Source organism: Embleya sp. NPDC056575 (assembly GCF_042793325.1).
Taxonomy (GTDB): Bacteria; Actinomycetota; Actinomycetes; order Streptomycetales; family Streptomycetaceae; genus Embleya.
In genome coordinates this window covers 42465-68283 of record NZ_JBHTVA010000026.1, presented here as the reverse complement: position 1 = coordinate 68283, position 25819 = coordinate 42465, and the positions used below count along the sequence as shown (strand labels likewise).

Below are 25819 nucleotides of genomic sequence, written 5' to 3'. Positions count from 1 at the left end.
CCCCAGCCCTGCGGGCCACCGAGCCGGTCACGTCACAATCCCCTCGTCGACCCGAAAACAAGCCGCGTACGCGTCGTCGGCCCGCACCAGCGCGGGCGGCTCGACCAGGCATTCCGGCCCCACCCGCGCACAGCGCGCCGCGAACGCGCACCCGGTCGGCGCCTCGGCCAGCGACACCGGGCGTCCCGGAATCGGCTTCGGCGGCCCGGCGTCCGGGTCCAGGCGCGGCGTGGACGCGAGCAGTCCGGCGGTGTACGGATGCCTCGGTCGCGCGAACAATCCCGCCGCGGTCTGCGACTCCACGATCCGCCCCGCGTACATCACGTAGACCCGGTCGCACACCGCCGCGGCCAACTCCAGGTCGTGCGTCACGAACAACATGCCGGTACCGCGCTCGGCCTGAAGCCGGGTCAGGATCCCGATCACCTCGGCCTGCGTGGTCACGTCGAGCGCGGTGGTCGGCTCGTCCGCCAGCAGCAACGACGGTTCCCCGGCCAGCGCCGCGGCGATCACCACCCGCTGGAGCATGCCGCCGGAGAAGTGGTGCGGATAGCGGCGCATCGCGCCCTCGGGGTCGCGAATGCCCACCGCTTCGAGCAGTTCGACCGCACGCCGCGCGGCGACCGCCGGAGCGGTCCCGGCCGCGCGCAGACCCTCGGTGAGGAAGTCGCCGACCCGGCGCATCGGATTGACCGACGCCCTCGGGTCCTGGAAGACCATCGCCACCTCGCGCGCCCGCAGCGAACGCAACTCGGCCCGACGCAACCCCAGTACGTCGCGTCCGCCCACGCGCACCGCACCGCTCACCGAGGACCCCTCCGGCAGCAGCCCGAGCACCGAGCGGCACGCGACCGACTTGCCCGAGCCGGACTCGCCGACCAGGCCCACACTTTCGCCCTCGTCCACCCGCAGCGAGACGCCGTCCAGGATCGGCCGGGCGGCCCGTCCCTTGGGCAACCGCACGGTCAGCTCGTCGATTTCCAGAAATGCCATGGCCGGATCAGCGCTCCCGCTTCGCGACTCGGTCGGCGATGCCCTCGCCGACGATGCCGAATGCCACGACCGCGACGACGATGCACAGGCCCGGCGCGAACGACGGCAGCATGGCGTCCTGGAGCAGTGCGGCCTGACCCTCGTTGATCATCGATCCCCAGTCGGAGTCGGGTGGTTGCACGCCGAAGCCGAGGTAGGACAGCGCGGCCAGGTCCATCAGCGCGTAGCCGAAGTTGATCGCCGACTGGGCCAGCACGGTCGGGGTGATGTTGGGGACCAGGTGCCGCACGCAGATGGTCCATCCCGACCAGCCCTGGACGCGGTAGGACTCGATGTACGGCCGCGCCTTCTCCTGCGCGGCGATCGAGCGCACCAGGCGGCCGACGTACGGCGTGTACGCGACGCTCATCGCGATCACCGGCGCGGTCAGTCCGGACCCGAAGACGGCGACGAACAAGATGGCCACGAGCATGCCCGGGAACGCGAAGATCAGGTCCATCGAGCGGGACAACATCGCGTCGATCCACCCGCCGCGCCACGCGGCGGCGACGCCGAGCACGATGCCCAGGATCGTGGAGATGCCGACCACGAGCAGCGGGCCGAGCAGACCGGTGCGGGCGCCGTGGATGACGCGGGACAGGATGTCCCGGCCGGACTGGTCGGCGCCGAGCAGGTGATCGGACGAGGAACCGGCGAGCGTGGCGGTCAGGTCCACGGCGTCGGGGTCGTACGGCGCGATCAGCGGTGCGAACACCGCGATCAGCACGAGCAGTACGAGGACGACGGCCGCGCCGGCGAACAGCGGTCCCTGCCGCAGCGCGCGCAACACCCCGAAGCCGGGGCGCCGGACGATCCCGCCGCCGGCGGCCTTTCGGCCGATGGGGATCGTACTCACGAGGCACCTCGCCCGGTCAGGGAAAGCCGCGGGTCCACCAGCGGCTGCAGCAGGTCCACCACGAGGTTGACCAGAACGAACGCGGCCACGGTCAGCAGCGTGATGGCCTGTACCACCGGGAAGTCCTTGACGTTCACGGACGACACCAACAGCCCGCCGACGCCGGGTACGGAGAACGCGGTCTCCACGATCGACGTGGTCACCAACAGGCCCGCGATCATGGTGCCGACGACCGTCACGATCGGGCCGAGCGCGTTGCGCAGCACGTGTCGGCGCACCACGTCGGTCTCCGCGACACCGCGGGCGCGGGCCACCTCGACGTGTTCCCGGGCGAGTTCGTCCAGCATCGAGGACCGGGTCACCCGGGCCAGCAACCCGGACAGGGTGAACGCGAGCGCCACCGCGGGCAGGGTCAGGTGCTCGACGCGGCCCCCGAAGCCCTGGCCGCCCCCGAAGGTGGGGAACCAGCCGAGCTTGACCGAGAAGAGCGAGACCAGTCCGATCGCCGCGACGAACGACGGTGTCGCGGTGGCCACTCCGGTGCCGATCAGCACGAACCTGTCCACGAATCCCGGGCGCAGCGCGGCCAGGATGCCCAGGAGCACGCCGGCGAGCACGATCAGCAGCGCCGCGTAGCCGATCAGGAACAACGTGGTGGGCAGCCGGGACGAGATCAACGCGCCGACGTCCTGCCGGAATTGCACCGAGCGGCCGAAGTCGCCGGTGCACACGTCGCCGAGCCACTGCGCGTACTGGGACAGGAACGGGTCGTCCAGGTGGTACTGGGCACGCACGGCCGACCTGGCCTCCGGCGTCGCCGGGTGGCCCTTGAGCAGGAAGGTCACCGGATCCCCGGGGGCGAGGTGGATCGCGCTGAAGACCAGGAACGAGGTCGCCAGCAGTACCATCGCCAACCCGAGGAAACGGCCCAGGAAGTAACGCGCCATCAGCCCGCGGCCCCGACGGTCGCGGCCCACGGCCAGTAGAGCGCGGCGCTGCTGACCGTGGCGCCGGTGATCCGCTTGTTCATGAACAGGTTCGACGGCTGCTCGAACAGCGGGATCGAGGCCAGGTCGCGCATCGCGATGTCCTGGAGCTTGCCGGTCAGGTCCGAGCGGGCGCCGGGGTCGGCGGTGGCCGCCGCCTGGTCGTAGAGCTTGTCGTACTCGGGGTTGGAGTAGTTGCCGTAGTTGGCGAACGCCCCGGTGACGAACGACTCGTAGAACTCCAGCGGGTCGGGGGTGTTCGTGTATCCGTTGGTCACCACGAGGTCGATGCCCTTGCGTGCCTCGGGGTCGGTGAACAGCGCGGTGTAGGCGTCGGGGGTGACCGTCTTGAGCTCGATGTCCAGGCCGATCGACTTGCCGGCGGCCTGGATCGCGGTGGACGAGACGGAGATCTCGGGGGCGAGCACGCTGGTGGCCAGCACGATCTTCTTGTTCGCGCCGCCCGCCTCGGCGACCAGCTTCTTGGCCGCGGCGAGGTCCTGCCCGACCGGCGGCAGGGTGGCGTAATAGCCCTGTGCCCGGTCGGGGGCCAGACCCCAGGCGGTGATCGGGAGCAGGCTCTTGACCTCGTTGGCATAGCCGCTGGCCGCGGCCTTGATCAGGCCGGGCCGGTCGATCGCCATGGACAGCGCCTGACGCATCCTCAGGTCACCCATCGGGCCCTGCATGTTGGTGATGCCGAGCAGGTAGGCGCCGGTACCGGGACCGAAGTACATCTTGCCCTGGGGGGTGTTGAGCAGTCGGCCGTACGCGTTGGAGGGCACGGTGTAGCCGCCGTCGACCGAGCCGGACAGCAGCGCGTTCACCCGGGCGGCCGGATCCTGGATGAAGACGAACTTGAACTGGTCGTTCTTCGCGATCAGCTTCGGGTCCCAGTAGTTCGGGTTCTTCTTGAGCACGATCGAGTCGCCGGCGGTCCACTTGTCCAGCGAGTAGGGGCCGGTGCAGTTCACCCCGCCCTGCGGGTTGCCGTAGTCCTTCCCGGCCTTGGCGATCGAGGCGGCGCTCTCCACCGTGCCGGGCGAGGCGGCGAGCAGCGAATTGAGCAGCGCGTCCGGCTTGTTCAGCTTGATGGTCACCTGGAGCGGGCCGGTGGCGTCGATCGAGGCGACGTTGCGGAACGCGGTGCCCCACGCGGAGGCGAGTTCGGGGTCCATGTGCCGCTTGAGGCTGGCCACCGCGTCGGCGGAGGTCATCGGCGTGCCGTCGTGGAAGGTGACCCCGGGCCGCAGTTCGTAGACCCAGGTGAGGGGGTCCGGGTTGGTGTACGAGGTGGCCAGTCCCGGCTCGATCTTCATGTCCGGCGTGGTGCGCAGGAACTGCTCGCACACGTTGGCCAGCACCGTATTGATCGGGAAGTCCCAGGCGTAGAGGTAGTCGAGCGTCTGCGGCTCGGCGTACAGCGACCAGGTGACCGAGGGGATGTTGCCCTTGGCCGCGGGGGTGTCCGGGCTGACCTTGAACCCGCCGGCCGGCTTGGCCGAGTCGTTGGAACCACCGGAGCACCCGGCCACGGCGGCGGCCATGACGGCAACCGCCGCGACGGATCGGAGCATGCGCAAGGGAACCCACCTCTTCCAGGGGGTAGCGGGGACGCTGGGGTCGTCTGGAGTATTGATGCGGGAACGTTCCCGCACAAGGGTTTGCGGGAACGGTTTTCTCAAGGTCGCAGCGGGGTGCGCGAACGTGACGCAGGGCTGCCCAGCCGGCAGCATGTGGCGACATGACCACTTCACCGCGAAGCGGCGGCAAACGACCCGCGCCCGTACCCCGGGTCCGCCTCGTCGACGTCGCCCGCGAGGCGGGGCTGTCCAAGACCACCGTCTCGGCCGCCCTGAACGGCACCGGTCGGCTGTCCGACGCGGTCCGCCTGCACGCCCAGGAGACCGCGCGCCGGCTCGGCTACCGCCCCAACGCCACCGCGCGGCTGTTGCGCGCGGGACACGCCAGGCTGATCGGTTACGCGGTACGCGAGTACGTGGAAACCCCGTGGTCGTACATGGAGTCGCCCTACTTCGCCCAACTCACCAGCGCCACCGCGCAGGCCGCGCTCGCCCACGGATACGCGCTGGTCCTGCTGCCCACCCGATCGGCCCGCGACGAGTGGGCGGATCTGCCGCTCGACGCCGCCGTACTGGCCGATCCGCTCGCCGACGACCCGCTGGTGGAGGACTTCCTGGCGGCGCACATCCCGGTCGTCTCGGACCGACGCGTGCAGGGCAAGCCGGGGGCGCACTGGGTGGACATCGACCACGAGATCGCGGTGCGGGGCGTGCTCGATCACCTGGCGGCGGGCGGCGCGCGACGGATCGGCGTGATCGGCGCGGGAACCACGTCGCTGTTCTACGAGCTGGCGCTGACGACGTATCACGAATGGTGCGCGGCACGAGGGTTCGCCCCGCTCGTGGAACTGAGCGAACGTCCCGGGAGCCGGGCCACCCGCGCCGCGATCGACGTCATGCTGGCCCGATCCGACCGCCCCGACGCGCTGTTCGTACTCACCGAGGCCAACCCGCCGCTGATCCTGGAGACGATCCGCGCCCACGGCCTGAGCACCCCGGACGACCTGCTGATCGTCTGCGTCAGCGACGACCCGACGGCCGCCCAGACCGACCCACCGATCACCACCCTGAGCCTGCGTCCCGTCGAAATCGCCACCGCCGGCATGGAGTTGCTGATCAAGGCACTGGAATCCGGCGACCGGTCCCCCACGGGCCGAACCATCGAAACCCGCCTGGAGATACGCGGAACGTCACGCCGGAGCGGCGGTCACGACTGATCCCTCGGCCGACCGCGCACGGCGTGGTCCTCGGCCGCCGGACCCGGAACCACGCGGATGGGCGTGGTTCGATGTCTCCCGAACGCCGCTCGCGCCCCCGCTCGTTCATTCGTCGCCCCGGAGGAAATGCCGTGATCGAGTCGACTTCGACTCCCAGCACCGTCGTGCCCACCGCCGTGCAGGGGTTCAGTCCGCGCACCGGAAAGCCGATCGGCGAGCCCGTGGCCGCGAGTTCCGAGGCCGAGGTGGATCGCGTCGTCGCGGCGGCTCGGGAGGTGTTGCCCGGGTGGGCGGCGCGGACGGGAGCGGAGCGGGCCTCGGTGTTGGAGGCCGTTGCCGACGCGTTGGATGCGGCGCGGGACGAGTTGGTGGCCGTCGCCGACGGGGAGACCGCGTTGGGTGTGGTCCGGTTGGGCGGGGAGGTCGGGCGTACCTCGGGCCAACTGCGCATGTTCGCCGGGCTGCTCCGGACCGGCGCGCACGTGGGCGCGGTGCTCAGCCCGGCCGATCCGGCGCTCGGCCGGCCCGACGTGCGCCGCATGTCGCATCCGATCGGCGTGGTCGCGGTGTTCGCCGCGAGCAACTTCCCGTTCGCGTTCTCCGTGGTCGGCGGCGACACCGCGTCCGCGTGGGCGGCCGGGTGTCCGGTCGTGGTCAAGGTGCACGAGGCGCACCCGGCGACCTCGATCGCGGTGGCCCGGGTGGTCCGCGCCGCGCTGACCGCCGCCGGTGTCGCCGAGGACCTGCTCGGCCTGGTCGTCGGCCCCGCCTCCGGCGCTCCGCTGGTCACCCACCCCGGCGTCGCGGCCGTCGGCTTCACCGGCTCGCTCGCCGGCGGCCGGGCCCTGTTCGACCTGGCCGCCGGCCGGCGCGACCCGATCCCGTTCTTCGGCGAACTCGGCAGCGTCAACCCGGTCGTGGTACTGCCCGGCGCGGCGGCCGAGCGGGCCGACGAACTGGCCCGGGGCTACCTCGGCTCGCTCACCCTGGGCACCGGCCAGTTCTGTACCAATCCCGGCCTGCTGTTCGTCCCCGAGACCGGCGGCCTCCCCGACGCCATCGCCGCGCACACCCGCACCGCGACCGGCGGCCCGATGTTGTCCGAGCGCGTCCGGGACGCGTACGAGCGGGCCACGGCGACGCACACCGGGCCCGAAGCGGCCCGAGGCATCGCCGGCGAAGGCGCCTGGGCGGTCGCCCCCGTGGTCCGGCGCGCCGACCTCGCCGAGTTCGTCGCGCACGCCGCCGAGCTGACCGAGGAGACCTTCGGCCCGGCCGGCCTGGTCGTCACCTACCCCGACCCGGACGCCCTCCTCGCCGCCCTCGCCGTGCTCCCGGGCAGCCTCACCGGCTCGGTCCACGCCGTCGAGGCCGACCATCCGCTCGCCGCCCGGGTCGCCGCCGTCCTGCGCCCGCGCGTCGGCCGGCTCGTCCACAACGGCTGGCCCACGGGCGTCGCGGTGTGCTGGGCCATGCACCACGGCGGCCCCTGGCCCGCCACCACCGCCCCCGGCCACACCTCCGTCGGCGGCACCGCACTGCGGCGCTGGCTCGTCCCGACCGCCTACCAGGACTGGCCCGACGCCCTCCTGCCTCCGGAACTGCGCGACGCCAACCCGCTGGGCGTACCCCGCGAAATCCAGCCCTGACCCGTCGACGGCCCCGACCCGACCACTTGTCCACAGACCGCACTCGGGTGTCGCCACAAGCTCTTAGACTGCTCGGATGACAGCGCTCGACGACGGTCCCCAGATCAGCGAAGCGCTGCAGGTTCTGCATCGCGTCTTCGGCTACGACTCCTTTCGCGGCAGCCAGCAGGAGATCATCGAGCATGTGATCGGCGGCGGCGACGCCCTCGTGCTCATGCCCACCGGTGGCGGCAAGTCGCTCTGCTACCAGATCCCCGCGCTGGTCCGCAAAGGCGTCGGGGTGGTCATCTCCCCGCTGATCGCGCTCATGCAGGACCAGGTCGACGCGCTGACCGCGCTCGGCGTGCGAGCCGGATTCCTCAACTCCACGCAGAACCCCGACGAGCGGCGCATGGTCGAGGCGGAGTTCCTGGCCGGCGAGCTGGACCTGCTCTACCTCGCGCCCGAGCGGCTGAGGGTCGACGCCACGCTGCGGCTCCTGGACCGGGGCATCGTCTCGCTGTTCGCGATCGACGAGGCACACTGCGTGGCGCAGTGGGGACACGACTTCCGGCCCGACTACCTCACCCTGTCCCAGCTGCACGAGCGCTGGCCCGACGTGCCGCGCGTGGCGCTCACCGCGACGGCGACCGAGGCCACCCACGCCGAGATCGCCTCCCGGCTGAACCTGCGGCAGGCCAGGCACTTCGTGGCCAGCTTCGACCGGCCCAACATCCAGTACCGGATCGCCCACAAGGACAAGCCGCAAAAGCAGCTCCTCGACCTGCTCCGGGCCGAGCACGCGGGCGACGCGGGCATCGTCTACTGCCTGTCCCGGGCCTCGGTGGAGAAGACCGCCGCGTTCCTGGTCGACAACGGCGTCGACGCGCTGCCGTACCACGCGGGCCTGGACTCGCGGGTGCGCGCCGCCAACCAGGCCCGCTTCCTGCGCGAGGACGGCATGGTGATGGTGGCGACCATCGCCTTCGGCATGGGTATCGACAAGCCCGACGTGCGCTTCGTCGCGCACCTGGACCTGCCCAAGTCGGTCGAGGGCTACTACCAGGAGACCGGCCGCGCGGGGCGTGACGGGCTGCCGTCCACCGCGTGGCTGGCCTACGGCCTCCAGGACGTCGTACAGCAGCGCAAGATGATCGAGGGCTCGGAGGGCGACGCGGCCCACCGCCGCCGACTCGGCACCCACCTGGACGCGATGCTGGCGCTGTGCGAGACGGTCGAGTGCCGCCGGGTGCGCCTGCTCGCCTACTTCGGCCAGCAGAGCACCGCGTGCGGCAACTGCGACACCTGCCTGTCCCCGCCCGCCGCGTGGGACGGCACGATCGCGGCGCAGAAGGTGTTGTCGACGGTATGGCGGCTCAAGAACGAGCGGCGCGGGCAGAAGTTCGGCGCGGGCCAGATCGTCGACATCCTGCTCGGCGCGAAGACCGCCAAGGTGATCCAGTTCGACCACGACACGCTGCGCGTCTTCGGCATCGGTACCGAGCTGAGCCGGACCGAATGGATGAGCGTGGTGCGGCAGTTGCTCGCGATGAAGCTGCTCGCCGTGGAGCCGTCGTACAACGCGCTCGTGCTCACCGAGGGCAGCGACGAGGTGCTGGGCCGCAAGCGCGAGGTGATGTTGCGGCGCGAGCCCGAGCGGCCGGCGCGCGCGGCGAAGGCGGCGAAGGCGGCCAAGACCGGCAAGGGCAAGGCGGCGCCGGTCGAGATGCCGGCGGCGGCCACGCCGATCTTCGAGGCGCTGCGGGCGTGGCGCGGGGCGACCGCGAAGGAGCAGGGTGTCCCGGCCTACGTGATCTTCCACGACGCGACCCTGCGCGAGATCGCGACGGCCCTGCCGACCACGCTCGCCGAGCTGGGCACGATCAGCGGGATCGGCGAGAACAAGCTGGCCAAGTACGGGCAGCCGATCCTGGACACGCTGGCCGGCGCGGCCCCGGCGGCCGCGGCCACCGTGCCCGCACAACCGGCGCAATCGACGCGGCCGGCGGCCGAGCTCACCCGCGAGCCCGTGTCCGAACTCATCCGCGAGCCCCTCCCCGACTACCAGCCGGACTATCAGGCCGACTACCCGCCCGACTACGAGCCGGACTTCGAGCCCACCCCGGAATACGACCCGGACTTCGACCCGGATCCCGACTACCGGGGCTGACGAACCGAGCCGAGGGCCGGGCCGCGCGGATCACCCCGTACCGAGCCGAGAGCCGGGCCGCGGGGACCACCGCGGCCCGGCCCGAATGCCTCGCCGTCCCAAAAAAAACCCACGCCCGCGTCCACACCACAGGCCCACCCCGAAAACGAAGACGACCGGCCCCGGGGAGTGCACCCCGGAACCGGTCGCCTCGAAAGCGTGTCGGTCAGCCCTTGTCCGCCGCGCCGCCTTCCGGCGTCTCGTCGAGCTCGGCCAGCTCCGCCATGAAGCGCTCGATCACGTCGCTGTCGGCCACCAGCGTGCCGACCGGCTCGCCGAGCACCTTGCTCGCCAGCTCGGTCGCGATCAGGCCCAGCTCCGCGTGCAGCGACGCGGTCGCGAGCGTGACGTCGCCGTTCAGCTTCTCGTGGCCGGTGGTCACCAGCTCCTCACGAATGCGCTGCCCCTCGGCGCGCGCCTCCGCGATCAGCCTGGCCCCCTCCTCGGCCGCCTGCTGCCGAACCAGCGCGGTCTCGCGCCGGGTCTCGGCCATCTGCGCCCGCAGCTCGGCCAGCGCGGCCTCGCTCTCCGCCTGGATGTCGGTCGCCCGGTCGAAGCCGCCTTCGAGCGCGTCGTGCCGTTCGGCGAGCGTCTTCCCGATCCGCGGCAGCAGGACCTTCGCGAAGACCGCGAAGACCAGCCCGAAAACGATGACTCCGAAGATCAGTTCGCCGACATCCGGCTTGAGAGGTCCCATGGTCCGAAATCCTCGAACACGACGGACCACAAATCAAGTCACGCCCACATCGCTGATCACCCACCGTGACGCAGCAACTCCGATCCGCACCCCGCAAGGTCGCCCGAGCCGCCCGACTCACCGCTCACGACCGCCCCACCGGGAAGTCGATCAGCACGATCGGCTCACCTGAAGGTTGCGTCGAGCCGCCCGCCGGCTCCACCGTCACCCCGACCCCCGACGCCCGATCCAACCCCGACGCCAGCAGCGCCGTCCCCGGCCGGATCAGCCCGATCGACCGCATGTGGCCGTGGTCGTTGTACCACCCCTGGTACACCCGCGCGTCCGGCAGCGCCGGCAGCCCCGAGGTCAGCACCACGGTCCGGTCCAGCGCGGGCGAGGCGATCACCCGCACCGTCCCGCCGCCACCGGCCGGCGCCGAGCCCCCGACCGCGTCCGGCGCGGTGATCACCGCTTCGATCGCCGCGCCCCGCGCCCGCTGCTCGGCCACGGCCCGTTCGGCGTCCCGCGCGTCCCGGTACTGATCGATCGCCACCCCGCCCAGCGTGCCGATCGCCGCCAGGCAGGCCGCCAGTACCAAAACCACCACCCGCCGGGTCCGGCGCGGCTCCACCGGGGTGGGCGAGGGCCGATCGGGCAGTTCCGGCGGCAGCTGACGCACGGTCACGATCTCGTCCATCACCCGCCGCTTCAGCTCCGGGCTCGGCGTCTCGGCCACCGCGACGGCCAGTCGTGCCGAGGTCTCCCGGAACTCGCGCACCTCCCCCGCGCACGCCGGGCAATCGGCCAAGTGGCTCTCGAACTCCCGCCGTTCGTCCTCGTCGAGGGCGTGCAGGGCGTACGCGCCCGTCATCGTGTGCAGGTCGGCGGAAGTCATGCGCCCACTCCCAGGCAGTCGCGGAGGCGGATCAGACCGTCCCGCAGGCGGGTCTTGATCGTGCCCAGCGGTACGTCGAGCAGGCCGGCCACCTCACGGTGGGTACAGCCCCGGTAGTAGGCCAGGGTCACGGACTGGCGCTGCAACTCGGTGAGCGTGCGCAGGCAGCGCCGTACCTGCTCGCGCTCCAGCCGCGCCTCGACCTCCTCGACCACCTCGTCGTACTCGGGCGTGTGCTCGCGCAGCGCGGTGCGGTGCTCCCGATCGGTGGCCGCCTGGGCCGAGCGCACCCGGTCGACGGCGCGACGGTGCGCCATCGTCAGGACCCAGGTCATCGCGCTGCCCCGATCGGGGCGAAATCGCGCGGCGCCGCGCCAGACGTCGAGCAGCACCTCCTGTGCCACCTCCTCCGACTGCGCGGGATCGCGGACCACCCGCCGGGCGACCCCGAGCACCGCGCCGATCACCGCGTCGTAGACGAACGAGAACGCCTCCTGGTCGCCCTGCGCGACGAGGGCGAGCCGGTCCTCCAGCGTGGGCCCGCGTCCACCCGGCGCGGCGATGTGTACGACGGTCCTCACCCGGCCTCACCCCCCTGCCCGAGCCCGTCCCGGCGGCGGTGTCCGTGCCGATCGTCCATGTCCCACTCCCACTCGCGCCGATCCCGAGGCGGACACCCGCGCCGGGCATCCGGGCCCCACCCGGCCCCGTCACCACACACGGCCATCCGAGCCGTATTCGGCGCCGCGGACCGCCCGGATTGGTCCGCGCGCCCATCGATTTCCGGGCCGGGTCGCCACCCCGACCCGTTCGAGTGAACGACCAATCCGAATGGCCGACGGCGGCGAATGGCCCCACGTGAAGGCAACCGAAACCCGCCGATGGCTCCGGGCCGGAGCAGGCGCGCTCGCCGGACTGCTGTCCGCCGGCGCCGCGTTGGCCGTCGCCGAGTTCGCGGCGGCGTTCGTTCGCCCCGAGGCGGGCCCCCTCCCGGCCGTCGGCGGAGCGGTGATCGACCGCACTCCGCCGGCGGTCAAGGACTGGGCCGTCCGCCACTTCGGCACCGACGACAAACTCGTCCTGAAGACGGGGATCCTGGTGGTCCTCGGCCTGATCGCGATGGGCCTGGGCGTCCTGTCGCTGCGGCTGCGCCGCACGGCGATGGCCGGAGTGTTCGCGTTCGGAGTGGTCGGCGCATACGCGGCGGTACATCGCGCCGGCGCCGGCCTCGTCGACACGGTGCCCTCCCTGCTGGGCGGCGTGCTCGGCGCCGCCGCGCTGTGGTGGTCGACCGATCCGGTGGTGCGAGTACGCGCACAGGATCGCGCGTTGGACCGCCGGGCGTTCCTGATCACCGCCGGCGCGCTGGTCCTCGGCTCGGCGGTGGCCGGCACCACCGGGCGGATCGTCACCAACGGCAGGCGGGCCTCGATCGCCGCCTTCCGCGACCGCATCCGGCTGCCCGCCGCGGCGGAGCCGGCCGCACCGCTCCCGCCGGGCACTGACCTGCGCCTGCCCGGACTGTCCGCCTTCACCACCCCCAACTCCGACTTCTACCGCGTGGACACCGCCCTGGTGGTCCCCCGCGTGGACGTCGAGAACTGGTCGTTGCGGATCCACGGCAAGGGTGTCCGCACCCCGCTGCGCTACTCCTACGACGACCTGCTGCGCCGCCCGCTGATCGAGCGCGACCTCACCCTGACATGTGTGTCGAACGAGGTCGGCGGGCCGTACACGGGCACCGCCCGCTGGCTCGGGGTACGCCTCGCCGACCTCTTGCGCGAGGCCGGCGTGCGTCCCCCGAGCCGGGGCGGGCCCGCCGATCAACTGGTCTCCCGGTCCATCGACGGGATGACCATCGGCACCCCGGTCGAGGTGGCCATGGACGGGCGCGACGCGCTGCTCGCGGTGGGCATGAACGGCGAACCGCTGCCGTTCGAACACGGCTATCCGCTCCGGATGGTGGTGCCCGGCCTGTACGGCTACGTGTCCGCGTGCAAGTGGCTCGTCGACCTCGAATTGACCACGTTCGCCGGCTACGACGCCTACTGGGTCGAGCGCACCTGGGCCCGGGAGGCGCCGATCAAGACCCAGTCGCGAATCGACACGCCCAAACCGTTCGCCCGCCTGCGGGTCGGCGTTCCGGTACCGATCGCCGGCGTCGCGTGGGCGCAGCACCGGGGCGTGGCCGGGGTCGAGGTGAGCGTGGACGGCGGGCCGTGGCAGCCGGCCCGGTCGGCCGAGGTGCCCGGCCCCGACACCTGGCGGCAATGGGTGTGGGAGTGGACGCCCACCCGGACCGGCTCGCAGCGGATCGAGGTCCGCGCGACCGACGCCACCGGCGCGGTGCAGACCGACAAGCGGGTCGGCACGGTGCCCGACGGTGCCACCGGACGACATTCGGTGGTGGTCACCGTCGCCTGATCACCCATCCCCCTCGCCGCCTGTCGGCTCCCCCCGATCCCGTCAGCCGTTCGATTCCGCGGCGCATCCGTCGCGGACGCGGTCCGCAGCACCTCGACCAAGGAAGTCACGCCATGACCGTCATCCGTCTCCCCCGCACCATCGCCACCGTCGCGACCGTGGCCGCGCTCGCCCTCCCGCTGGCCGCCTGCGGCAGCGACGACAAGAAGGACGACTCCGCCTCGAAGACGGCGGCATCCGCACCGGCCGCGGCCCCATCGGCGGCGGCCGGCGCCCCCGGCACCACCACGCCGGCCGCCGCGCCCTTCGGCGCCGGGTGTACCGCGGTCCCGGCCACCGGCGCGGGCAGCTTCACCGGCATGGCCCAGGACCCGGTCGCCACCGCCGCCTCGAACAACCCCGTGTTGTCCACACTGGTGGCCGCGGTCAAGGCGGCCGGCCTGGTGGACACGCTCAACACCGCGCAGAACATCACGGTGTTCGCGCCGACCAATGAAGCGTTCGCGAAGATCCCCAAGGACACCCTGGACAAGCTCCTCGCCGACAAGGACACGCTGACCAAGGTCCTGACCTACCACGTGGTGGGACAACGCCTGGCCCCCGCCCGGTTGGCCGGCGGCTCGTTCGAGACGCTGGAGAAGCAGCCGCTGAGCACCAAGGGCTCGGGTGACGCGTACACCGTCAACGACACCTCGAAGGTGGTCTGCGGCAACGTGCCGACCGCGAACGCGACCGTGTACATCGTGGACACCGTGTTGATGCCGCCGGCCTCCTGACCGATCCACGCGCCCGCCCCGGGGCGAGCCGGTGGACGGTCGGCCCCCGTGCGTGGGGGCGCGACCGTCCACCCGGGTGCCGCGCACCGTCGGGCCTCTCCCTCCCAGGCCCGGGGGTACCGGCCGCCGCGCCGGTCGAAACCGCCCCCATCGGTCGGCCACATCGACCTCGCGCCCCGAGTCGTGTCCGCAAACCCCCGTCGGCTTCGTCGGGGGCTTGCGGACCCGACCCGGTTCGTCACCACCCACCACGTCAGCCGGGCGAGCGAACCTCCCCGTCGAAGGTGAAGCCCCTGTCCAGCCCCCCGCGCCGGACAGTCGTCTTCTTGCCTCGCGGCGGATTCGCCGCCCGCTCGGGCTCCGTGGCGGGTGGGCGCTGATACCCGGGTACGTACACCCAGGCCGTCTCGTCGACCTCCTTGGCCCGCACGTGGACCTCCCCGTAGGCCGCGCTCTCCAGGCCGCCCCGCTCCGGGACGACCACCGCCTCGTGCCAAGGCTTGGAGACGATCAGCGCCAGACACGCACGCTCCGCGGCGGCCAACACGTCGCGCAGCGGGTCCGCGTTGACCAACCGGCAGGCGGTGTTGATCGCGCTGCCCGACCAGCCCCGGGTGTCCTGCACCACGTCCCCCGCGTGCAGCGACACCCGCAGCCGGATCCGTGCCTCGTCGCTCGCGTGCCGGTCGTGGTTGCGCAGGCCGGCATGCAGGCGATCGATGAACAGGTCGGTCAGATCCTCCTTCGGCACGTTCGCCGGGATCAGCAGAATCGCCCCGTCACCACGATCCTCGACCACACACGCGTCCCAGGCGATGCCCGCCGATTCGAGGGCCGAGTGCAGCAGTTCGTACAGACGTCCCCGTACCCACTCCTGCGTCACGTCCGAGCGCCTGCCGAATCGCTCGACGTCGAGCACCAGGATCGACATGTATCGCGACTTGGCTCCCACGGAATCCCCCTATCGGGCCGTGCGCTCGCACGCCCCGCTCGCCACTCCCCGCCTCCTGCCCCTCAAGGAGTACTCCGGCGCCGGCCGCTTGTACGCGTCAGATGACACACAACGCGTTATCCGTCGGCCCATTCCCGTAAAGCGGGTGGATCGGACACCACGATGCTGCCGCGCCGGGTCTGCACCAGGTCCGACTCGTGCAGCACGCGCAGCGCCCGGACCACCGATTCCCGGGAGATGCCGATCGCGTCCGCGAGTTCCTGCTGGGTGGTCCGGATCACACACGGACCCTCGGCCCGGCCCAGCGTACGATCAGCCAGCGCCCGGGCCACCCGCCGCCCGGTGGCCAGCGCGCCGTACTCGACCCGCCAGCGGTCCGACTCGCGGATCCGCAACACCGTGCGGATCAACACCGCGTACACCAACGGGGCGTTCGTGCTGAGCAGTTCGCGAAATCGGGTCAGCGGCACCAGCACCGCCACCACCGGGCCGAGCGCGACCACCGTCGCCGAGCGGCCTCGCCCGTCGATACACGCGAGTTCGCCCACCAGCTCACCCGGCCCGCGCACCGCGATGGTCACCGCCGACCCGTCCGAGGTGGCCCGTTCGATCTTGACCTGCCCGTGTTCGATCAACACCACGTGGCGCGGGTGATCGCCCTCCATGAACAGCGCGTCACCCCGGTCGTAGCCCAATCGGCGGCCCGATTCCCGCAGCACGTCCCGGAGTTCCATGGGCAACGCCCTGTCTTCCTCCGCCACACCCGCTCCTCCGTCGCCCGTGCCGCCAGAGCTTAATCACGCGTATCGGGGTTGGGCAGGCGTTCGGCGATCCCGCCGCACCGGCCCAACCGACCGTGCGTCGCCCCGCACGCGGCGCACGATCCGTCCCGCCGACCGGTCACCCCTTCGATGGATTTCCGCCGGTTTCCCCACGGATTTTCGCCCTCGCCGCCACGATCGGGGAGTGAATCGGCCCGTTCCCGGGGAGGGATACGGCTCCCGCACGAGGGCCGCGCCGAGATCGCGTGAGCGCCGGGACCGACGAGTGGAACGGTGGACGATGGACGCACGAATGCTCTATACCCAGGTCGTCCAGGACCTGACCGAGGGCGCCGCGAACCGGTTCGTGGACCGCGCCGAGGCCGGGCCGGTCGACGTCGAGGCGTTGCGCCGGATCGCGGGCGAGGAGTACCGGATCCTCTCCAGTGACGGGCGCTCCTTCGCCCTCCTGGCGGCCCGCTTCCCGGATGCCGCGCCGCTGTTCCTGGCGCTCGCGAGCGGCGAGGCGCAGGCGCTGGAGTTGCTGACGCCGTACGCCGAGGCGGTCGGCGTGGGCGGCGCCGAACTGCGCGGCCACCCGCCGGTGGCCGCCGCCCAGGGGTATCCGCATCACCTGGCCTGGTTGGCCCAGTTCGGCTCGCGGTCCGAGGTGGCGCTCGCGCTGTTGGTCAACTTCGGCTTTTGGGGCGACTATTGCGGCCGCTTCGCGCGGGCCCTGCGCACCCACCACGATCTGACCGAGGACCAGGTGGCCTTCTTCACCTTCTTCTCGGCACCGCCCCCGGGCTTCGAGGACGCGGCGCTGACCCTGTTGCAGACCGGCCTCGACGGGGGTGACGACCAGGAGGGTGCCAAGACCGCCGCCCGACTGATGCAGAGCTACGAACTGGCCTTCTGGGACGCTCTCCCGACGTCGTAGCCGACCCGCACCTGCCCTTACCGGTCCTCCGCCAGCCCCGCCCCCGCCGCGCCCTCGGACAGCACCGCGTCGACCACCGTCGACCGCGCCGTCTGCAACAGCGCCCGGGTGGCGTCCGGTGTACTCGGGTCGGCGAGTGCCCGGTTCACGTCCAGGATCCGAAACGGCGGGCCGGGGTGGGAGTACAGCGGCCGGAACCGCGCCCGGGTCACGCTCCACCGCCCCGCCGTGTCGCGCGCGAAGGTGAACATCCCGGCCGAGCTGTAGTTGCCGCGCGGCTTGTCCGGGAAGTTGGCCAGCTCGTCGCCCATGCCGTAGACCACCCAGGTGTCGTTGACCTTCTCGAACGCCTGCGGCACGTGGTTGTGGGTGCCGACGATCAGGTCGACGTCCTTGACCCCGTTGTCCGTCGAGGCGGTCAACTCCCGCGACAGCGTGCGCTGTTGCTCGTCCGGCTCGCGCTGCCACTCGGTGCCCCAGTGCAGGCTGAGCAGGACCACCTCGGCGCCGGCCGCGCGGGCGGCCCGGGCCTGGGCGATGATCCGCTGCTTGTCGATCACGTTGACCGACCACGGTTTGCCGTCGGGCAGCGGGATCCCGTTGGTGTCGTAGGTCCAGGACAGGTGGGCGACCTTGACCCCCTTGACCTCCAGGATGGTCGGCGCGGCCTCCTCCTCGGTGCGCGCGCTCCCGGCGTGCCGCACGCCCGCCGCGTCCAGGGTGTCCAGGGTGCGCCGAACCCCGGCGAAGCCGCCGTCCAGCGTGTGGTTGGACGCGGTCGAGCAGCCGTCGTAGCCGGTGTCCGCCAGCGTCGCGGCGATCTGCGGCGGCGCGGCGAAGATCGGATACCCGGTGAACGGCCCCTCGGGCGGCCCGTACGGGGTCTCCATGTGGCACAACGCGAGGTCGGACCCCTGCACGAGCGGCCGGACGTCGGCGAAGATGCGATGGAAGTCGTGCCCCGAACCGCCCGCGTCCTGCTGCGACTGGGCGATGATCGTCGGGTAGGCGAGTACGTCGCCCGTGGTGGTCAGGGTGAAGCTCATCGGTGCCTTCCCGCCCGGCCCACTCCCCGGCGCCCCGGATCCGGACGACCCGCCCGCGGTCGAGCTCGGCGCCGTGATCGAATCCCGCCGCGCGCCGCCCTCGGTGCGGTCCGCGTCCCAGATCACCGTGATCAGCCCGGTGAGCAGGCCGATCACCACCAGCGCGACCCCGGCCCGGCGTCTCGTGCGCGCCGTGTCCCTCGTACGTGACGTGTCCATGGCCCCGTGTTCCCCTCCGGGCGCGACCGCAGCCGAAGGGCGACCGTTCGGCCGAACGCGCCGGGGGCGCTCAGAGCCGCCACACCTCGGGCAGGCTCGCCCGTGCGCCCGCCGCCGAGTAGTCGTGGCCGACTTCGGTCAGCTCCGCCATCCGGGCCTGCCAGGCGATGTTGACCGGGAGTTCGGCCAGTTCGGTGAGCAGCCGGGAGTAGTCCTCGCAGTCGATCAGATGGAACAGCTCCGACCCGCTGCGCCAGATGCTCCACTCGCGCACTCCCGCCGCCCGGATCGCCGCGGTCAACTCCGCCGGCACCTCGCGGTGGGCCTGCTCGTACTCGTCCTCGTGTCCCGCCCGCAGCCGGGTGTGCAGTGCCACACGCATGTCGGCGCCCTTCGAGTCCCGGATCGACGCCTTCGGCGGGTCGTGGTGCGGACGGTTTCCCTCCGACGCGACCCAACCTTGACATTGATCCGATCATTAAGTTTCAGTGGTCGAGTCAATCTTGCATATCGGCAGTATCAAGGCCAGGGTTCCGGAAAATCGAATCCCATTGGTCCGATGACTGAGTCGCATGCAGACCTTTCCGTACCTCTGGAGTGACCTTCCGTGAAATTCCTGCGGGTCGGTGCCCCCGGCCTCGAACGCCCCGCCGTGCTCGGCCCGGACGGCGCGGTGCACGATCTGTCGTCGATCACCGCCGACCTCGACGGCACGTTTCTCGCCGGTGACGGTATCGCCCGGGCCCGCGCGGCGCTCGCGGCCGGCGAACTGCCCCCGATCACCGAACCGGGTCGGATCGGCGCGGCCCTGGCCCGCCCCGGGAAGGTGGTGTGCATCGGGCTGAACTATCTCGACCACGCGGAGGAGACCGGCGCCGAGGTGCCGACCGAGCCGATCGTGTTCATGAAGGACCCCGGCACGGTGATCGGGCCCGACGACGAGGTCCTGATCCCCCGGGACAGCCACAAGACCGACTGGGAGGTGGAGCTCGCGGTGGTGATCGGCGCCCGGGCCCGCTACCTGGAGTCCGACGCCGAGGCCGCGGCCTGCATCGCGGGCTACACGATCAGCAACGACGTCTCCGAGCGCGAGTTCCAGCTGGAGCGCGGCGGGCAGTGGGACAAGGGCAAGTCCTGCGAGACGTTCAACCCGCTCGGCCCCTGGTTCGTCACCGCCGACGAGGTGGCCGACCCGCAGGCACTGGATCTGCGGCTGTGGGTCGACGGGGTGCCGCGGCAGGACGGTTCGACGGCGAAGATGATCTTCGGCGTGCATCACCTGGTCCGCTACCTCAGCCGGTTCATGGTCCTGGAGCCCGGCGACGTGATCAACACCGGTACTCCGGCCGGCGTCGCCCTCGGCCTGCCGGGCACGCCCTACCTGCGCGCCGGCAGCGTGGTCGAACTGGAGATCACCGGACCGGGCGGCTCGCTCGGCCGGCAGCGGCAGCGGATCGGACAGGCGTGAGCGAGGCCGCGCGGCGGATCGACGCGCACCACCACCTGTGGGACACCGACGCCCACCCCGACGCGTACGGGTGGATGGACGGCCCGTGGGCCGACCCGCTGCGCGGCCGGTTCGGACCGGACGAACTGGCCCGGGCAGCGGGCCCGGTCGGCCCGGTCGGCACGGTCGCGGTCCAGGCGCGCACCGACACCGAGGAGACCCTGGACCTGCTCGCGATCGCCGCCGATCCGAGCACGCCGGTGGTCGCCGTGGTCGGCTGGATCGACCTGACCGCCCCCGACCCGGCCGAGCGGGCGGCCGCGCTGCGGGCCGCGCCCGGTGGTGAACTCCTGGTCGGCGTACGGCACTTCGTTCAGGACGAGGCGGATCCGCAGTGGTTGGCCCGCCCCGACGTGACCCGCTCCCTCGAAGCGCTGGCCGCCGCCGGGCTGACCTACGATCTGCTGGTGCGGGAACCGCAGTTGCCCGCCGCGGTGCGGGTCGCGGAGCGGCATCCGGGGGTGTCCTTCGTGCTGGACCACCTGGGCAAACCCGCGATCGGCGCGGGCGCGTGGCAACCGTGGGCGGACACCGTCGAGCGCCTGGCCGCGCTGCCGAACGTCGCGGTCAAGCTGTCCGGCCTGGTCACCGAGGCGCACTGGCGGGATTGGACGGCGGCGCAGATCCTCCCCTATGCCCGGCACGCACTGGCCTGCTTCGGCCCGGAACGCACCATGTTCGGCTCGGACTGGCCGGTATGCACCCTGGCCGCGTCCTACGACACGGTGGTCTCGATCGCCGACCAGGCGTGCGCCGAGCTGTCCGACGCCGAGCGGGACCTGGTGTTCGGCGCGACCGCCCGCCGGGTGTACGGCCTCTGACGGCACGTCGGGCCGGTTGCCGTCGAAGGCACGTCGGGCCCGTCGCTTTCGACGGCGCATGGCACGGGGGGAGCCATGCGCCGTCGGGTGCGACACGAGGGTCGCCCGCGACTAGCCGCAGGCCTCCAGGTACTTGTGCAGGATCAGCCTGGCCACCGCGGTGTGCGCGCCGATCGGCCCGGCCGCGGTACAGCCAGCCTGTTCGGCGACCTCGTCGATCCGGCCCGCCTCGACGTCCGGTCCGAGCACGTGCGGCGCGAGCGCTATCGACGCCGCGCCCATCTCGCGCAGCCGCTCGGCCGCGGCCACCACCGTCTTGGGATCGCCCAGGTCGGCGGTCATCACCGGCAGTGCCAGTCGGGCCGCGAGGAGCACACCGGTCACCTCGGCGGCGGCCACCGCCTCGGGCCCCCCGTCGGTGACCAGCACGATGCCCTCGGCGGCGGTGGCCACACTGAACAGTCGGGCCCGGTCGGCCCGGGCCAGGCCGGCCTCGGACAGCCGCTCGTGCAGCACCTCGGCCAGCAGCGGGTGCGGGCCGAGCACGCCGCAGTGTTGGAATTCCCCCTCCGAGGCGGCGAGCGCCGCCTCGGTACGGGCCGTGGCCGCGGCGTTCGGGCCGAGCAGGAGCGGGACGACGACCGCCGCCGGCGCACCGTGGAGGACGGCGGCCAGATCGGTGCCGTCCTCCTCTATCACCACCGGTCGAAGGTCGAGACCGGGCAGATCGGCGCCGGCCAACAGCACGACCTCGCCCACGAGGGCGAGCAGTTCGCCGTTCGCGGGTCCGGGCACGGCGAGAATCAACGGTTTGGCGGCCTCCGGGAGTTCATGGGAGTCGGGCCGACGGTGCCGTCCGCCCTGACGGGGTTGCGGCACCCGGGTGGGCAGACCTGGGGTGCGGGCGGGCAGCGGGGACGCTGCGTCCGAGGAGGAGCTCATGGGACCGGATTTTATGGAATCCGGCCAAAGCCTTCACAGCCGGACGCCAAGAGCAACAGGACTGTTACGGCCATGATCACCGGTACTGCGTACGCTCGGCCCGGATTCGGGTGCCCAATTGCGGATAGTCCACGACCAATCCGTCGCGGTCCACGGACAGATCACTGGCGAAGTCGCCCGATTCGTACCGCACCCGAGCTCCGTCGGAGGTCGTCTCCAGGTGTGTGTACGTCTGCGCGGACGGGTGCACCACCAACTCCGGCACGGCCACGAAGGCCATCAGGAACCGGTGCCTGCCCGGCCCCTCGTGCAACCCGTGGCGCCGGATCGGCATGGTGTTGGTCAGCGGGGACAGGCCCAGGTCGCAGTCCAGCGCGTCGGCCAGGTCCGGGCGCGGGGCGCCGTCCACCGTCCAGCCCTCGGCCGTGCGCCGCAGGTCCAGCCGCCTGGTCTCGCCCGCACCCTGCGCGACCACGCGCAACCGGGTGGTCACGAACTCCTCCGCCGTCTCCAACTGGTAGGTGAGCCGATAGGACCGGGGCGACGTGCCCAGGGCCTCGCCCCGCGCGCTCAGCCGGGACGCGCCCAACTCGACCCACGAGGTCTCCCGCCCGCCGCTCTCGGTCACCTGCCACGTCAGTACGCGCTCATCCGTCACGTGTGCATCGGTACCCCGAATCTGTCGCCCGCACCAACGCTTTTCCCGGACCCGCACACGATTCGCACACCGCCGGCCCCCTCCCGTTCAGCCCGCCGCGGCGGCGGCCGTCGCCAACAGCTCGGGCAGCGTTCCGGCGAACGAGGGAGCCAGTCGGGCCGCGACCACCCGGGCTTCGATGCCCTCGCCCAGGTATTCGCGGAGATACGCGGGCATGCGCTCCCGATGGTCGTCGACCAGCGACGCGTCGGCGCCGTACCGCTGGATCCGGTCGTAGACGTCCAGTGCCTTCCCGGCGGGCACCAGGCCGGAGAACACCTGCTCGGCCAGTCCCGGAATCTTCGCCAACTCGGCGCGCAGTCGACGCGCCTCGTGCGTGTACACGTGGTCGTGCCCGGTCTTGGCACACCACCGGTCGCGAACCGGCCAGATCGCCCGCAGGACGGTGCCGTCCTCGGCGGCGGCGAGTATCTCCGCCGGGCAGCCGGGGAACGCGCTCAGCGTGCGCGCCGTCGCGCCGGCCAACGGCTCCTCCGCGTGCGCCGCCAGGAGCAGGGGCCACCCCGTCGACGGATAGCCCGGGGCACCGGCCCGATAGCCCATCGGCTCCCGGAGCACCACGTGCCGGGTGCGCTTGTCGAACGCCTGTCGACACTCCTCCCGCATCCGCGCCCGGCCCGCGTCCCCGTCCGCGCACATCGCCCGCAACTTCGCGGCCACACCCGGCCGCAGCGGCAGGTCGTCGATCAGCCGCTCCGCCTCCGCCGGTCCGTGCCGGTCCCACAGGCCCAGCAGCGCGCCGAGCAGCACACCGCGCTGCACCGGCGGCACGAACGGCTCGTGCTGCTTGTTCTCCCAGCGGTTGTAGAACAGCGGGCGCAGCGCCTCGATCCCGCCGCGCTCCCACGCCTCGACCGCCTTGGCCACCACCACGCTCGAGTACCGCACCCGCAACAGCGCGGCGCGCACCAGGGCCGGGTCGCCGGACCACACCGCGGGGCGCCGGTAGCGCACGTTGTCCGACTGGGTCACCCGCGCCACCGTGGTCGGATCCAGCGGGACCGTGCCCGCGGCGGCCATGATCAGGTTGCGCTCGCGGTCGCCCACCCGGGGGTTGGCGTAGACGACCGCGTTCAACCCGGGGTCGCCCAGCTCGATCAGCGCGTCGAACACCTCGGCGCACGGATGTTCGGCGGCGGCCAGCGTCCGGCGCTGTCGGGCGGTCGCGCGGCGCACCGTCTCGGCGACCACCTCGACGGGCAACGCGGCGCCGAAGTGCGCCAGGTCGAGCAGGGTACGCGGACGCAGGTGCGGGACCAGCGCGGCCAGGTGCTCGGGGCGGGCGCTCAGCAGCAGTTGCCGCCACTCGACGGCGATCGCGGCCGGCGGCGCGGGAATCGCCTCGTGACCGCCCGACCCCGCGCCCGCCTCCTCGATGGTTTCGGCGACCGTGCCCCGCCCGTTCGGCAGCAGCGCGAGCAGCCGCGACCAGGCGCGCGGGTCGGCGCCCAGGTGCCGGTCCAAGAGCGCGGTGACCTCGACCATCGGGCGCAGATAGGACAGTCCGTCGTGGGTGCCGCAGTGGCGCAGGAAGCGCAACACCGCGACGGCCGGTCGCGCGTCGGCGAACACCTCGGCGGTGATCCGCTCGTGCGGGTTGCGCGCCGCGGCCTTGATCAGGTCCGTGCCGGAGCCGTGCCGGATCACCGAGCGGACCAGCGCGACCGGAAGGCCGCGCGTCTTGTTCAGGTGCGGGGCGTAGGTGCCGCGCACCCGGGCGAACACCTCGCCCTCGGCGTTGTCCAGCGCGGCCAGCAGCGCGAACGCGGCGGGGTATTCCATTTCGAAGGCCCTCTCGGGTCGTGGCCCGTCCGGCGACGGCCGGTGCCGGGCACGGTCAGGTACGGGCGGCGCCGGCCGCGGTGGTGACCAGTTCGGCCAGGCTGCCCTCGAAGTCCGGCAGCAGCCGCAGCGCGACCACGGCGAACGGCACGCGGTCCGCCGGCGCGACCCGACCCGCTATCAGGGCCCGAAAACGCTCCCGGAGTTCGCGAGCGGCGGGCGCGTCGGGGGCGATCGCCTCGCAGCGGCCGAGGAGTTCGGCGGCGGTCGCCGCGCGCGGCCGGGTCAGCACCTCGGCGAGCGGCACCCGCCCGGTCGCCAACGCGGTCGCGGTGGTCTGCTCCTCGGGGGTGCGCCGGTGTACGCCGCGCGGATCGGTCCAGGTCACCGGCGTCGGCCAACGACCGGGGCGCGGGCGGTACGGGGAACGCGGCACGGCCTCGGCGGCGCGGCGCAGTTCGGTCGGGCACCCGTCCTGGTCGAGCAGCAGCGCCAGCGCCCGGTCGCCGAACGGGTTGCGCCGGTGCGCCCGGCGGATCTCGGCCCAGTCCACGACGGGTGTCTCGATCATCGGCCAGCCGACCGCCGGGAGGTGGCCGCGCAGCCGCCGGGCGAGTCGGCGGGTGCCGCCCGCGGCGGCGACCTCGGCCCGCAGCCGGTCGAGCGCGTCCGGTTCGGCGAGCAGTTCGCGGCAGCGGGCGGCCAGGGGTTCCGGCAGACCCAGGTCGGCCACCAGGTCCAGGGCGGCGCGTGGTCCGGATCGTTCGCCCAGCCGCAGCAGGGTGATCAGCAGCACCAGGCGGTAGCGCGGAGCCCGGAACGGCTGCGCCTGCCGCCCGGTCGGCATCGGCGCCACGTGGTGGGTGTACGGGCGCAGCCCCTCCACGCCGCGTTCCTGCCAGATCGCCAGGCACTCGGACAGGGGCAGTCCCAGCGCGCCGCGCCGCAGCAGCGCCGAGCGGACCAGGAGCGGGTCGCCGGACCACAGCGCGGGCAGCCGGATCGTGATCGCCCAGTCGCGGCACACCCGTTCCGCCACGGTCGGGTGCAGCGGGGTCGCCGAGGCCATGATCCGGGCCCGGATCGCCGGGCCGGTGCGCGGGTTGAGGTAGACCGCCGCGTTCAGCGCCGAATCGCCCAGCTCGATCAGCGCGCCGGCCACCTCGGGGCGGGCCCGCCGGGCCCGGGCCAGCGCGAGCCGCTGGGCCGGCGTCGCCCGGGCGATCAGATCGGTCAGGACGGTCGGGGGCACCTCGGCGCCGAACCGCAGCAGGTCGCGCACGGTGTGCGGGCGCAGCGCGGGCAAAAGTTCGGCCAACACCTCCGCGGGCGCGAGCAGCGACAACTGGCGGAATTCGGCGCGCAGATCCGCCGGAACGCGCAGGTCGGCCGCCTCCTCGCCGGCCCCCGCCGCCTCGATCGCCGCACCCAGGGAGGTCGTACAGGTCGGCAACGCGGCCAGCAGTCGGCCCCAGGCGGCGGTCGAGTCGCCGAGGTGTCGCTCGATCAACTCGCCGAATTCGCGCGTGATTTCGGTGTAGGCGCGGGGATTCTTCGGGGCCAGTGCCCGCAGCGCGCGCAGCGCCGTCAGGGCCGGTCCGGTGTACAACTCGGCGAGCGCGCCGCGCGGCAGCCCCAGGTTGCCGGCGATCGCGAACAGCGCGGCCTCGTCCGCCCGGCGCAGCGCGTCGCGTACCAGGGCCGGCGGCAGCGTCTCGGTCTCGCGGAGTGCCGCCGGCATCTCCTCCCGCATCCGTGCGAAGATCGAGCCGTCGACATCGTTCAATTCGGCCAGCAGCGCGATGATGGCGGTCTTCGACACTCGTGCACCCTCCGTGGCGTCCTC

General features: G+C 72.4%; 23 protein-coding genes. 8 read left to right on the top strand and 15 right to left on the bottom strand.

Translation table 11 applies throughout. From position 1 onward, the window contains the following. Nucleotides 1–27 precede the first annotated feature (27 nt). From ACFRCG_RS21645 to ACFRCG_RS21630, 4 genes are read right to left on the bottom strand one after another with little or no spacing between them, the layout of a single operon-like run. On the bottom strand, nt 28–993 hold the full coding sequence (locus ACFRCG_RS21645; RefSeq protein ID WP_380033734.1) for an ABC transporter ATP-binding protein: 966 nt from the start codon (nt 991–993) through the stop codon (nt 28–30). 7 nt (nt 994–1000) lie between these two features. Next, on the bottom strand, nt 1001–1888 hold the full coding sequence (locus ACFRCG_RS21640; RefSeq protein ID WP_380033732.1) for an ABC transporter permease: 888 nt from the start codon (nt 1886–1888) through the stop codon (nt 1001–1003). Further along, nucleotides 1885–2835: an ABC transporter permease gene (locus ACFRCG_RS21635; RefSeq protein WP_380033730.1), complete on the bottom strand. Its 951-nt coding sequence runs from the start codon at nt 2833–2835 to the stop codon at nt 1885–1887. The genes ACFRCG_RS21640 and ACFRCG_RS21635 overlap by 4 nt, the downstream gene beginning before the upstream one ends. Next, the gene (locus tag ACFRCG_RS21630; protein WP_380033829.1) at nt 2835–4451 is read right to left on the bottom strand and encodes an ABC transporter substrate-binding protein; all 1617 of its coding nucleotides are present in this window, start codon (nt 4449–4451) and stop codon (nt 2835–2837) included. The genes ACFRCG_RS21635 and ACFRCG_RS21630 overlap by 1 nt, the downstream gene beginning before the upstream one ends. 167 nt (nt 4452–4618) lie before the next feature. Between ACFRCG_RS21630 and ACFRCG_RS21625 the strand changes: the two genes are divergently transcribed. The 3 genes from ACFRCG_RS21625 to recQ all read left to right on the top strand — a co-directional run bounded on the left by ACFRCG_RS21625 (nt 4619) and on the right by recQ (nt 9472). Next, nucleotides 4619–5674, top strand: coding sequence for a LacI family DNA-binding transcriptional regulator (locus ACFRCG_RS21625; RefSeq protein ID WP_379994904.1), 1056 nt, complete (start codon nt 4619–4621; stop codon nt 5672–5674). Nucleotides 5675–5805: 131 nt separating this feature from the next. Beyond that, complete coding sequence (locus ACFRCG_RS21620) at nt 5806–7323, top strand: aldehyde dehydrogenase (NADP(+)) (RefSeq protein ID WP_380033728.1); 1518 nt, start codon at nt 5806–5808, stop codon at nt 7321–7323. Between the two features lie 76 nt (nt 7324–7399). Then, on the top strand, nt 7400–9472 hold the full coding sequence (recQ, locus tag ACFRCG_RS21615; protein WP_380033726.1) for a DNA helicase RecQ: 2073 nt from the start codon (nt 7400–7402) through the stop codon (nt 9470–9472). A gap of 205 nt (nt 9473–9677) precedes the next feature. On the opposite strand, the gene ACFRCG_RS21610 is transcribed toward recQ, so the two are convergent. The 3 genes from ACFRCG_RS21610 to sigK form a co-directional block, all read right to left on the bottom strand. Next, nucleotides 9678–10208 carry a hypothetical protein gene (locus ACFRCG_RS21610; RefSeq protein WP_126637333.1) on the bottom strand — a complete coding sequence of 177 codons (531 nt, stop codon included), beginning with the start codon at nt 10206–10208 and terminating at the stop codon, nt 9678–9680. A 124-nt stretch (nt 10209–10332) separates the two neighbouring features. Next, on the bottom strand, nt 10333–11085 hold the full coding sequence (locus ACFRCG_RS21605; protein WP_380033724.1) for an anti-sigma factor domain-containing protein: 753 nt from the start codon (nt 11083–11085) through the stop codon (nt 10333–10335). Continuing rightward, entirely contained in the window at nt 11082–11666 is a 585-nt protein-coding gene (gene sigK, locus ACFRCG_RS21600) for an ECF RNA polymerase sigma factor SigK (RefSeq protein ID WP_380033723.1), read from the bottom strand. The genes ACFRCG_RS21605 and sigK overlap by 4 nt, the downstream gene beginning before the upstream one ends. Nucleotides 11667–11916: 250 nt before the next feature. On the opposite strand from sigK, the gene ACFRCG_RS21595 reads away from it, so the two are divergent. Together ACFRCG_RS21595 and ACFRCG_RS21590 are read left to right on the top strand one after the other, a co-directional pair. Beyond that, nucleotides 11917–13509, top strand: coding sequence for a molybdopterin-dependent oxidoreductase (locus ACFRCG_RS21595; protein WP_380033722.1), 1593 nt, complete (start codon nt 11917–11919; stop codon nt 13507–13509). A 113-nt stretch (nt 13510–13622) separates the two neighbouring features. Then, nucleotides 13623–14285, top strand: coding sequence for a fasciclin domain-containing protein (locus ACFRCG_RS21590; protein ID WP_380033720.1), 663 nt, complete (start codon nt 13623–13625; stop codon nt 14283–14285). A gap of 253 nt (nt 14286–14538) precedes the next feature. Here ACFRCG_RS21590 and ACFRCG_RS21585 read toward each other — a convergent pair whose 3' ends face one another. Both ACFRCG_RS21585 and ACFRCG_RS21580 read right to left on the bottom strand, forming a co-directional pair. Continuing rightward, the gene (locus tag ACFRCG_RS21585; RefSeq protein ID WP_380033718.1) at nt 14539–15237 is read right to left on the bottom strand and encodes a hypothetical protein; all 699 of its coding nucleotides are present in this window, start codon (nt 15235–15237) and stop codon (nt 14539–14541) included. A gap of 116 nt (nt 15238–15353) precedes the next feature. Then, the gene (locus tag ACFRCG_RS21580; protein WP_380033716.1) at nt 15354–15998 is read right to left on the bottom strand and encodes a Crp/Fnr family transcriptional regulator; all 645 of its coding nucleotides are present in this window, start codon (nt 15996–15998) and stop codon (nt 15354–15356) included. A gap of 301 nt (nt 15999–16299) precedes the next feature. Here ACFRCG_RS21580 and ACFRCG_RS21575 point away from each other — a divergent pair, with 301 nt between their 5' ends. Further along, nucleotides 16300–16938, top strand: a complete 639-nt coding sequence (locus tag ACFRCG_RS21575; protein WP_380033715.1) for a transcriptional regulator — start codon at nt 16300–16302, stop codon at nt 16936–16938. Between the two features lie 17 nt (nt 16939–16955). Here ACFRCG_RS21575 and ACFRCG_RS21570 read toward each other — a convergent pair whose 3' ends face one another. Next, entirely contained in the window at nt 16956–18203 is a 1248-nt protein-coding gene (locus ACFRCG_RS21570) for a CapA family protein (protein WP_380033713.1), read from the bottom strand. Between the two features lie 70 nt (nt 18204–18273). Next, nucleotides 18274–18585: an L-rhamnose mutarotase gene (locus ACFRCG_RS21565; RefSeq protein WP_380033711.1), complete on the bottom strand. Its 312-nt coding sequence runs from the start codon at nt 18583–18585 to the stop codon at nt 18274–18276. Nucleotides 18586–18810: 225 nt separating this feature from the next. Between ACFRCG_RS21565 and ACFRCG_RS21560 the strand changes: the two genes are divergently transcribed. Both ACFRCG_RS21560 and ACFRCG_RS21555 read left to right on the top strand, forming a co-directional pair. Beyond that, nucleotides 18811–19671 carry a fumarylacetoacetate hydrolase family protein gene (locus ACFRCG_RS21560; protein WP_380033709.1) on the top strand — a complete coding sequence of 287 codons (861 nt, stop codon included), beginning with the start codon at nt 18811–18813 and terminating at the stop codon, nt 19669–19671. After that, entirely contained in the window at nt 19668–20531 is an 864-nt protein-coding gene (locus ACFRCG_RS21555) for an amidohydrolase family protein (RefSeq protein WP_380033707.1), read from the top strand. The genes ACFRCG_RS21560 and ACFRCG_RS21555 overlap by 4 nt, the downstream gene beginning before the upstream one ends. A 111-nt stretch (nt 20532–20642) precedes the next feature. Here the strand turns inward: ACFRCG_RS21555 and ACFRCG_RS21550 are convergent, their stop codons facing one another. From ACFRCG_RS21550 to ACFRCG_RS21535, 4 genes are all read right to left on the bottom strand, one after another. Continuing rightward, nucleotides 20643–21473 (bottom strand): sirohydrochlorin chelatase, encoded by an 831-nt coding sequence (locus tag ACFRCG_RS21550; protein ID WP_380033705.1) that lies wholly within the window; start codon nt 21471–21473, stop codon nt 20643–20645. A 76-nt stretch (nt 21474–21549) separates the two neighbouring features. Further along, a complete protein-coding gene (locus tag ACFRCG_RS21545; protein WP_380033703.1) occupies nt 21550–22131 on the bottom strand; it encodes a putative glycolipid-binding domain-containing protein in 582 nt (193 codons plus the stop codon). Nucleotides 22132–22218: 87 nt separating this feature from the next. Further along, nucleotides 22219–23973 (bottom strand): hypothetical protein, encoded by a 1755-nt coding sequence (locus ACFRCG_RS21540; RefSeq protein WP_380033702.1) that lies wholly within the window; start codon nt 23971–23973, stop codon nt 22219–22221. A 55-nt stretch (nt 23974–24028) separates the two neighbouring features. After that, nucleotides 24029–25795 (bottom strand): hypothetical protein, encoded by a 1767-nt coding sequence (locus ACFRCG_RS21535; protein ID WP_380033700.1) that lies wholly within the window; start codon nt 25793–25795, stop codon nt 24029–24031. Nucleotides 25796–25819 lie beyond the last annotated feature (24 nt).

Bases quoted from the DNA above. Each gene is read 5' to 3' on its own strand.
- ACFRCG_RS21645 (WP_380033734.1), bottom strand. From the start codon at position 993: ATGGCATTTCTGGAAATCGACGAGCTGACCGTGCGGTTGCCCAAGGGA.
- ACFRCG_RS21635 (WP_380033730.1), bottom strand. From the start codon at position 2,835: ATGGCGCGTTACTTCCTGGGCCGTTTCCTCGGGTTGGCGATGGTACTG.
- ACFRCG_RS21630 (WP_380033829.1), bottom strand. From the start codon at position 4,451: ATGCTCCGATCCGTCGCGGCGGTTGCCGTCATGGCCGCCGCCGTGGCC.
- ACFRCG_RS21625 (WP_379994904.1), top strand. From the start codon at position 4,619: ATGACCACTTCACCGCGAAGCGGCGGCAAACGACCCGCGCCCGTACCC.
- recQ (WP_380033726.1), top strand. From the start codon at position 7,400: ATGACAGCGCTCGACGACGGTCCCCAGATCAGCGAAGCGCTGCAGGTT.
- ACFRCG_RS21610 (WP_126637333.1), bottom strand. From the start codon at position 10,208: ATGGGACCTCTCAAGCCGGATGTCGGCGAACTGATCTTCGGAGTCATC.
- ACFRCG_RS21605 (WP_380033724.1), bottom strand. From the start codon at position 11,085: ATGACTTCCGCCGACCTGCACACGATGACGGGCGCGTACGCCCTGCAC.
- ACFRCG_RS21595 (WP_380033722.1), top strand. From the start codon at position 11,917: ATGGCCGACGGCGGCGAATGGCCCCACGTGAAGGCAACCGAAACCCGC.
- ACFRCG_RS21590 (WP_380033720.1), top strand. From the start codon at position 13,623: ATGACCGTCATCCGTCTCCCCCGCACCATCGCCACCGTCGCGACCGTG.
- ACFRCG_RS21575 (WP_380033715.1), top strand. From the start codon at position 16,300: ATGGACGCACGAATGCTCTATACCCAGGTCGTCCAGGACCTGACCGAG.
- ACFRCG_RS21570 (WP_380033713.1), bottom strand. From the start codon at position 18,203: ATGGACACGTCACGTACGAGGGACACGGCGCGCACGAGACGCCGGGCC.
- ACFRCG_RS21565 (WP_380033711.1), bottom strand. From the start codon at position 18,585: ATGCGTGTGGCACTGCACACCCGGCTGCGGGCGGGACACGAGGACGAG.
- ACFRCG_RS21550 (WP_380033705.1), bottom strand. From the start codon at position 21,473: ATGAGCTCCTCCTCGGACGCAGCGTCCCCGCTGCCCGCCCGCACCCCA.
- ACFRCG_RS21540 (WP_380033702.1), bottom strand. From the start codon at position 23,973: ATGGAATACCCCGCCGCGTTCGCGCTGCTGGCCGCGCTGGACAACGCC.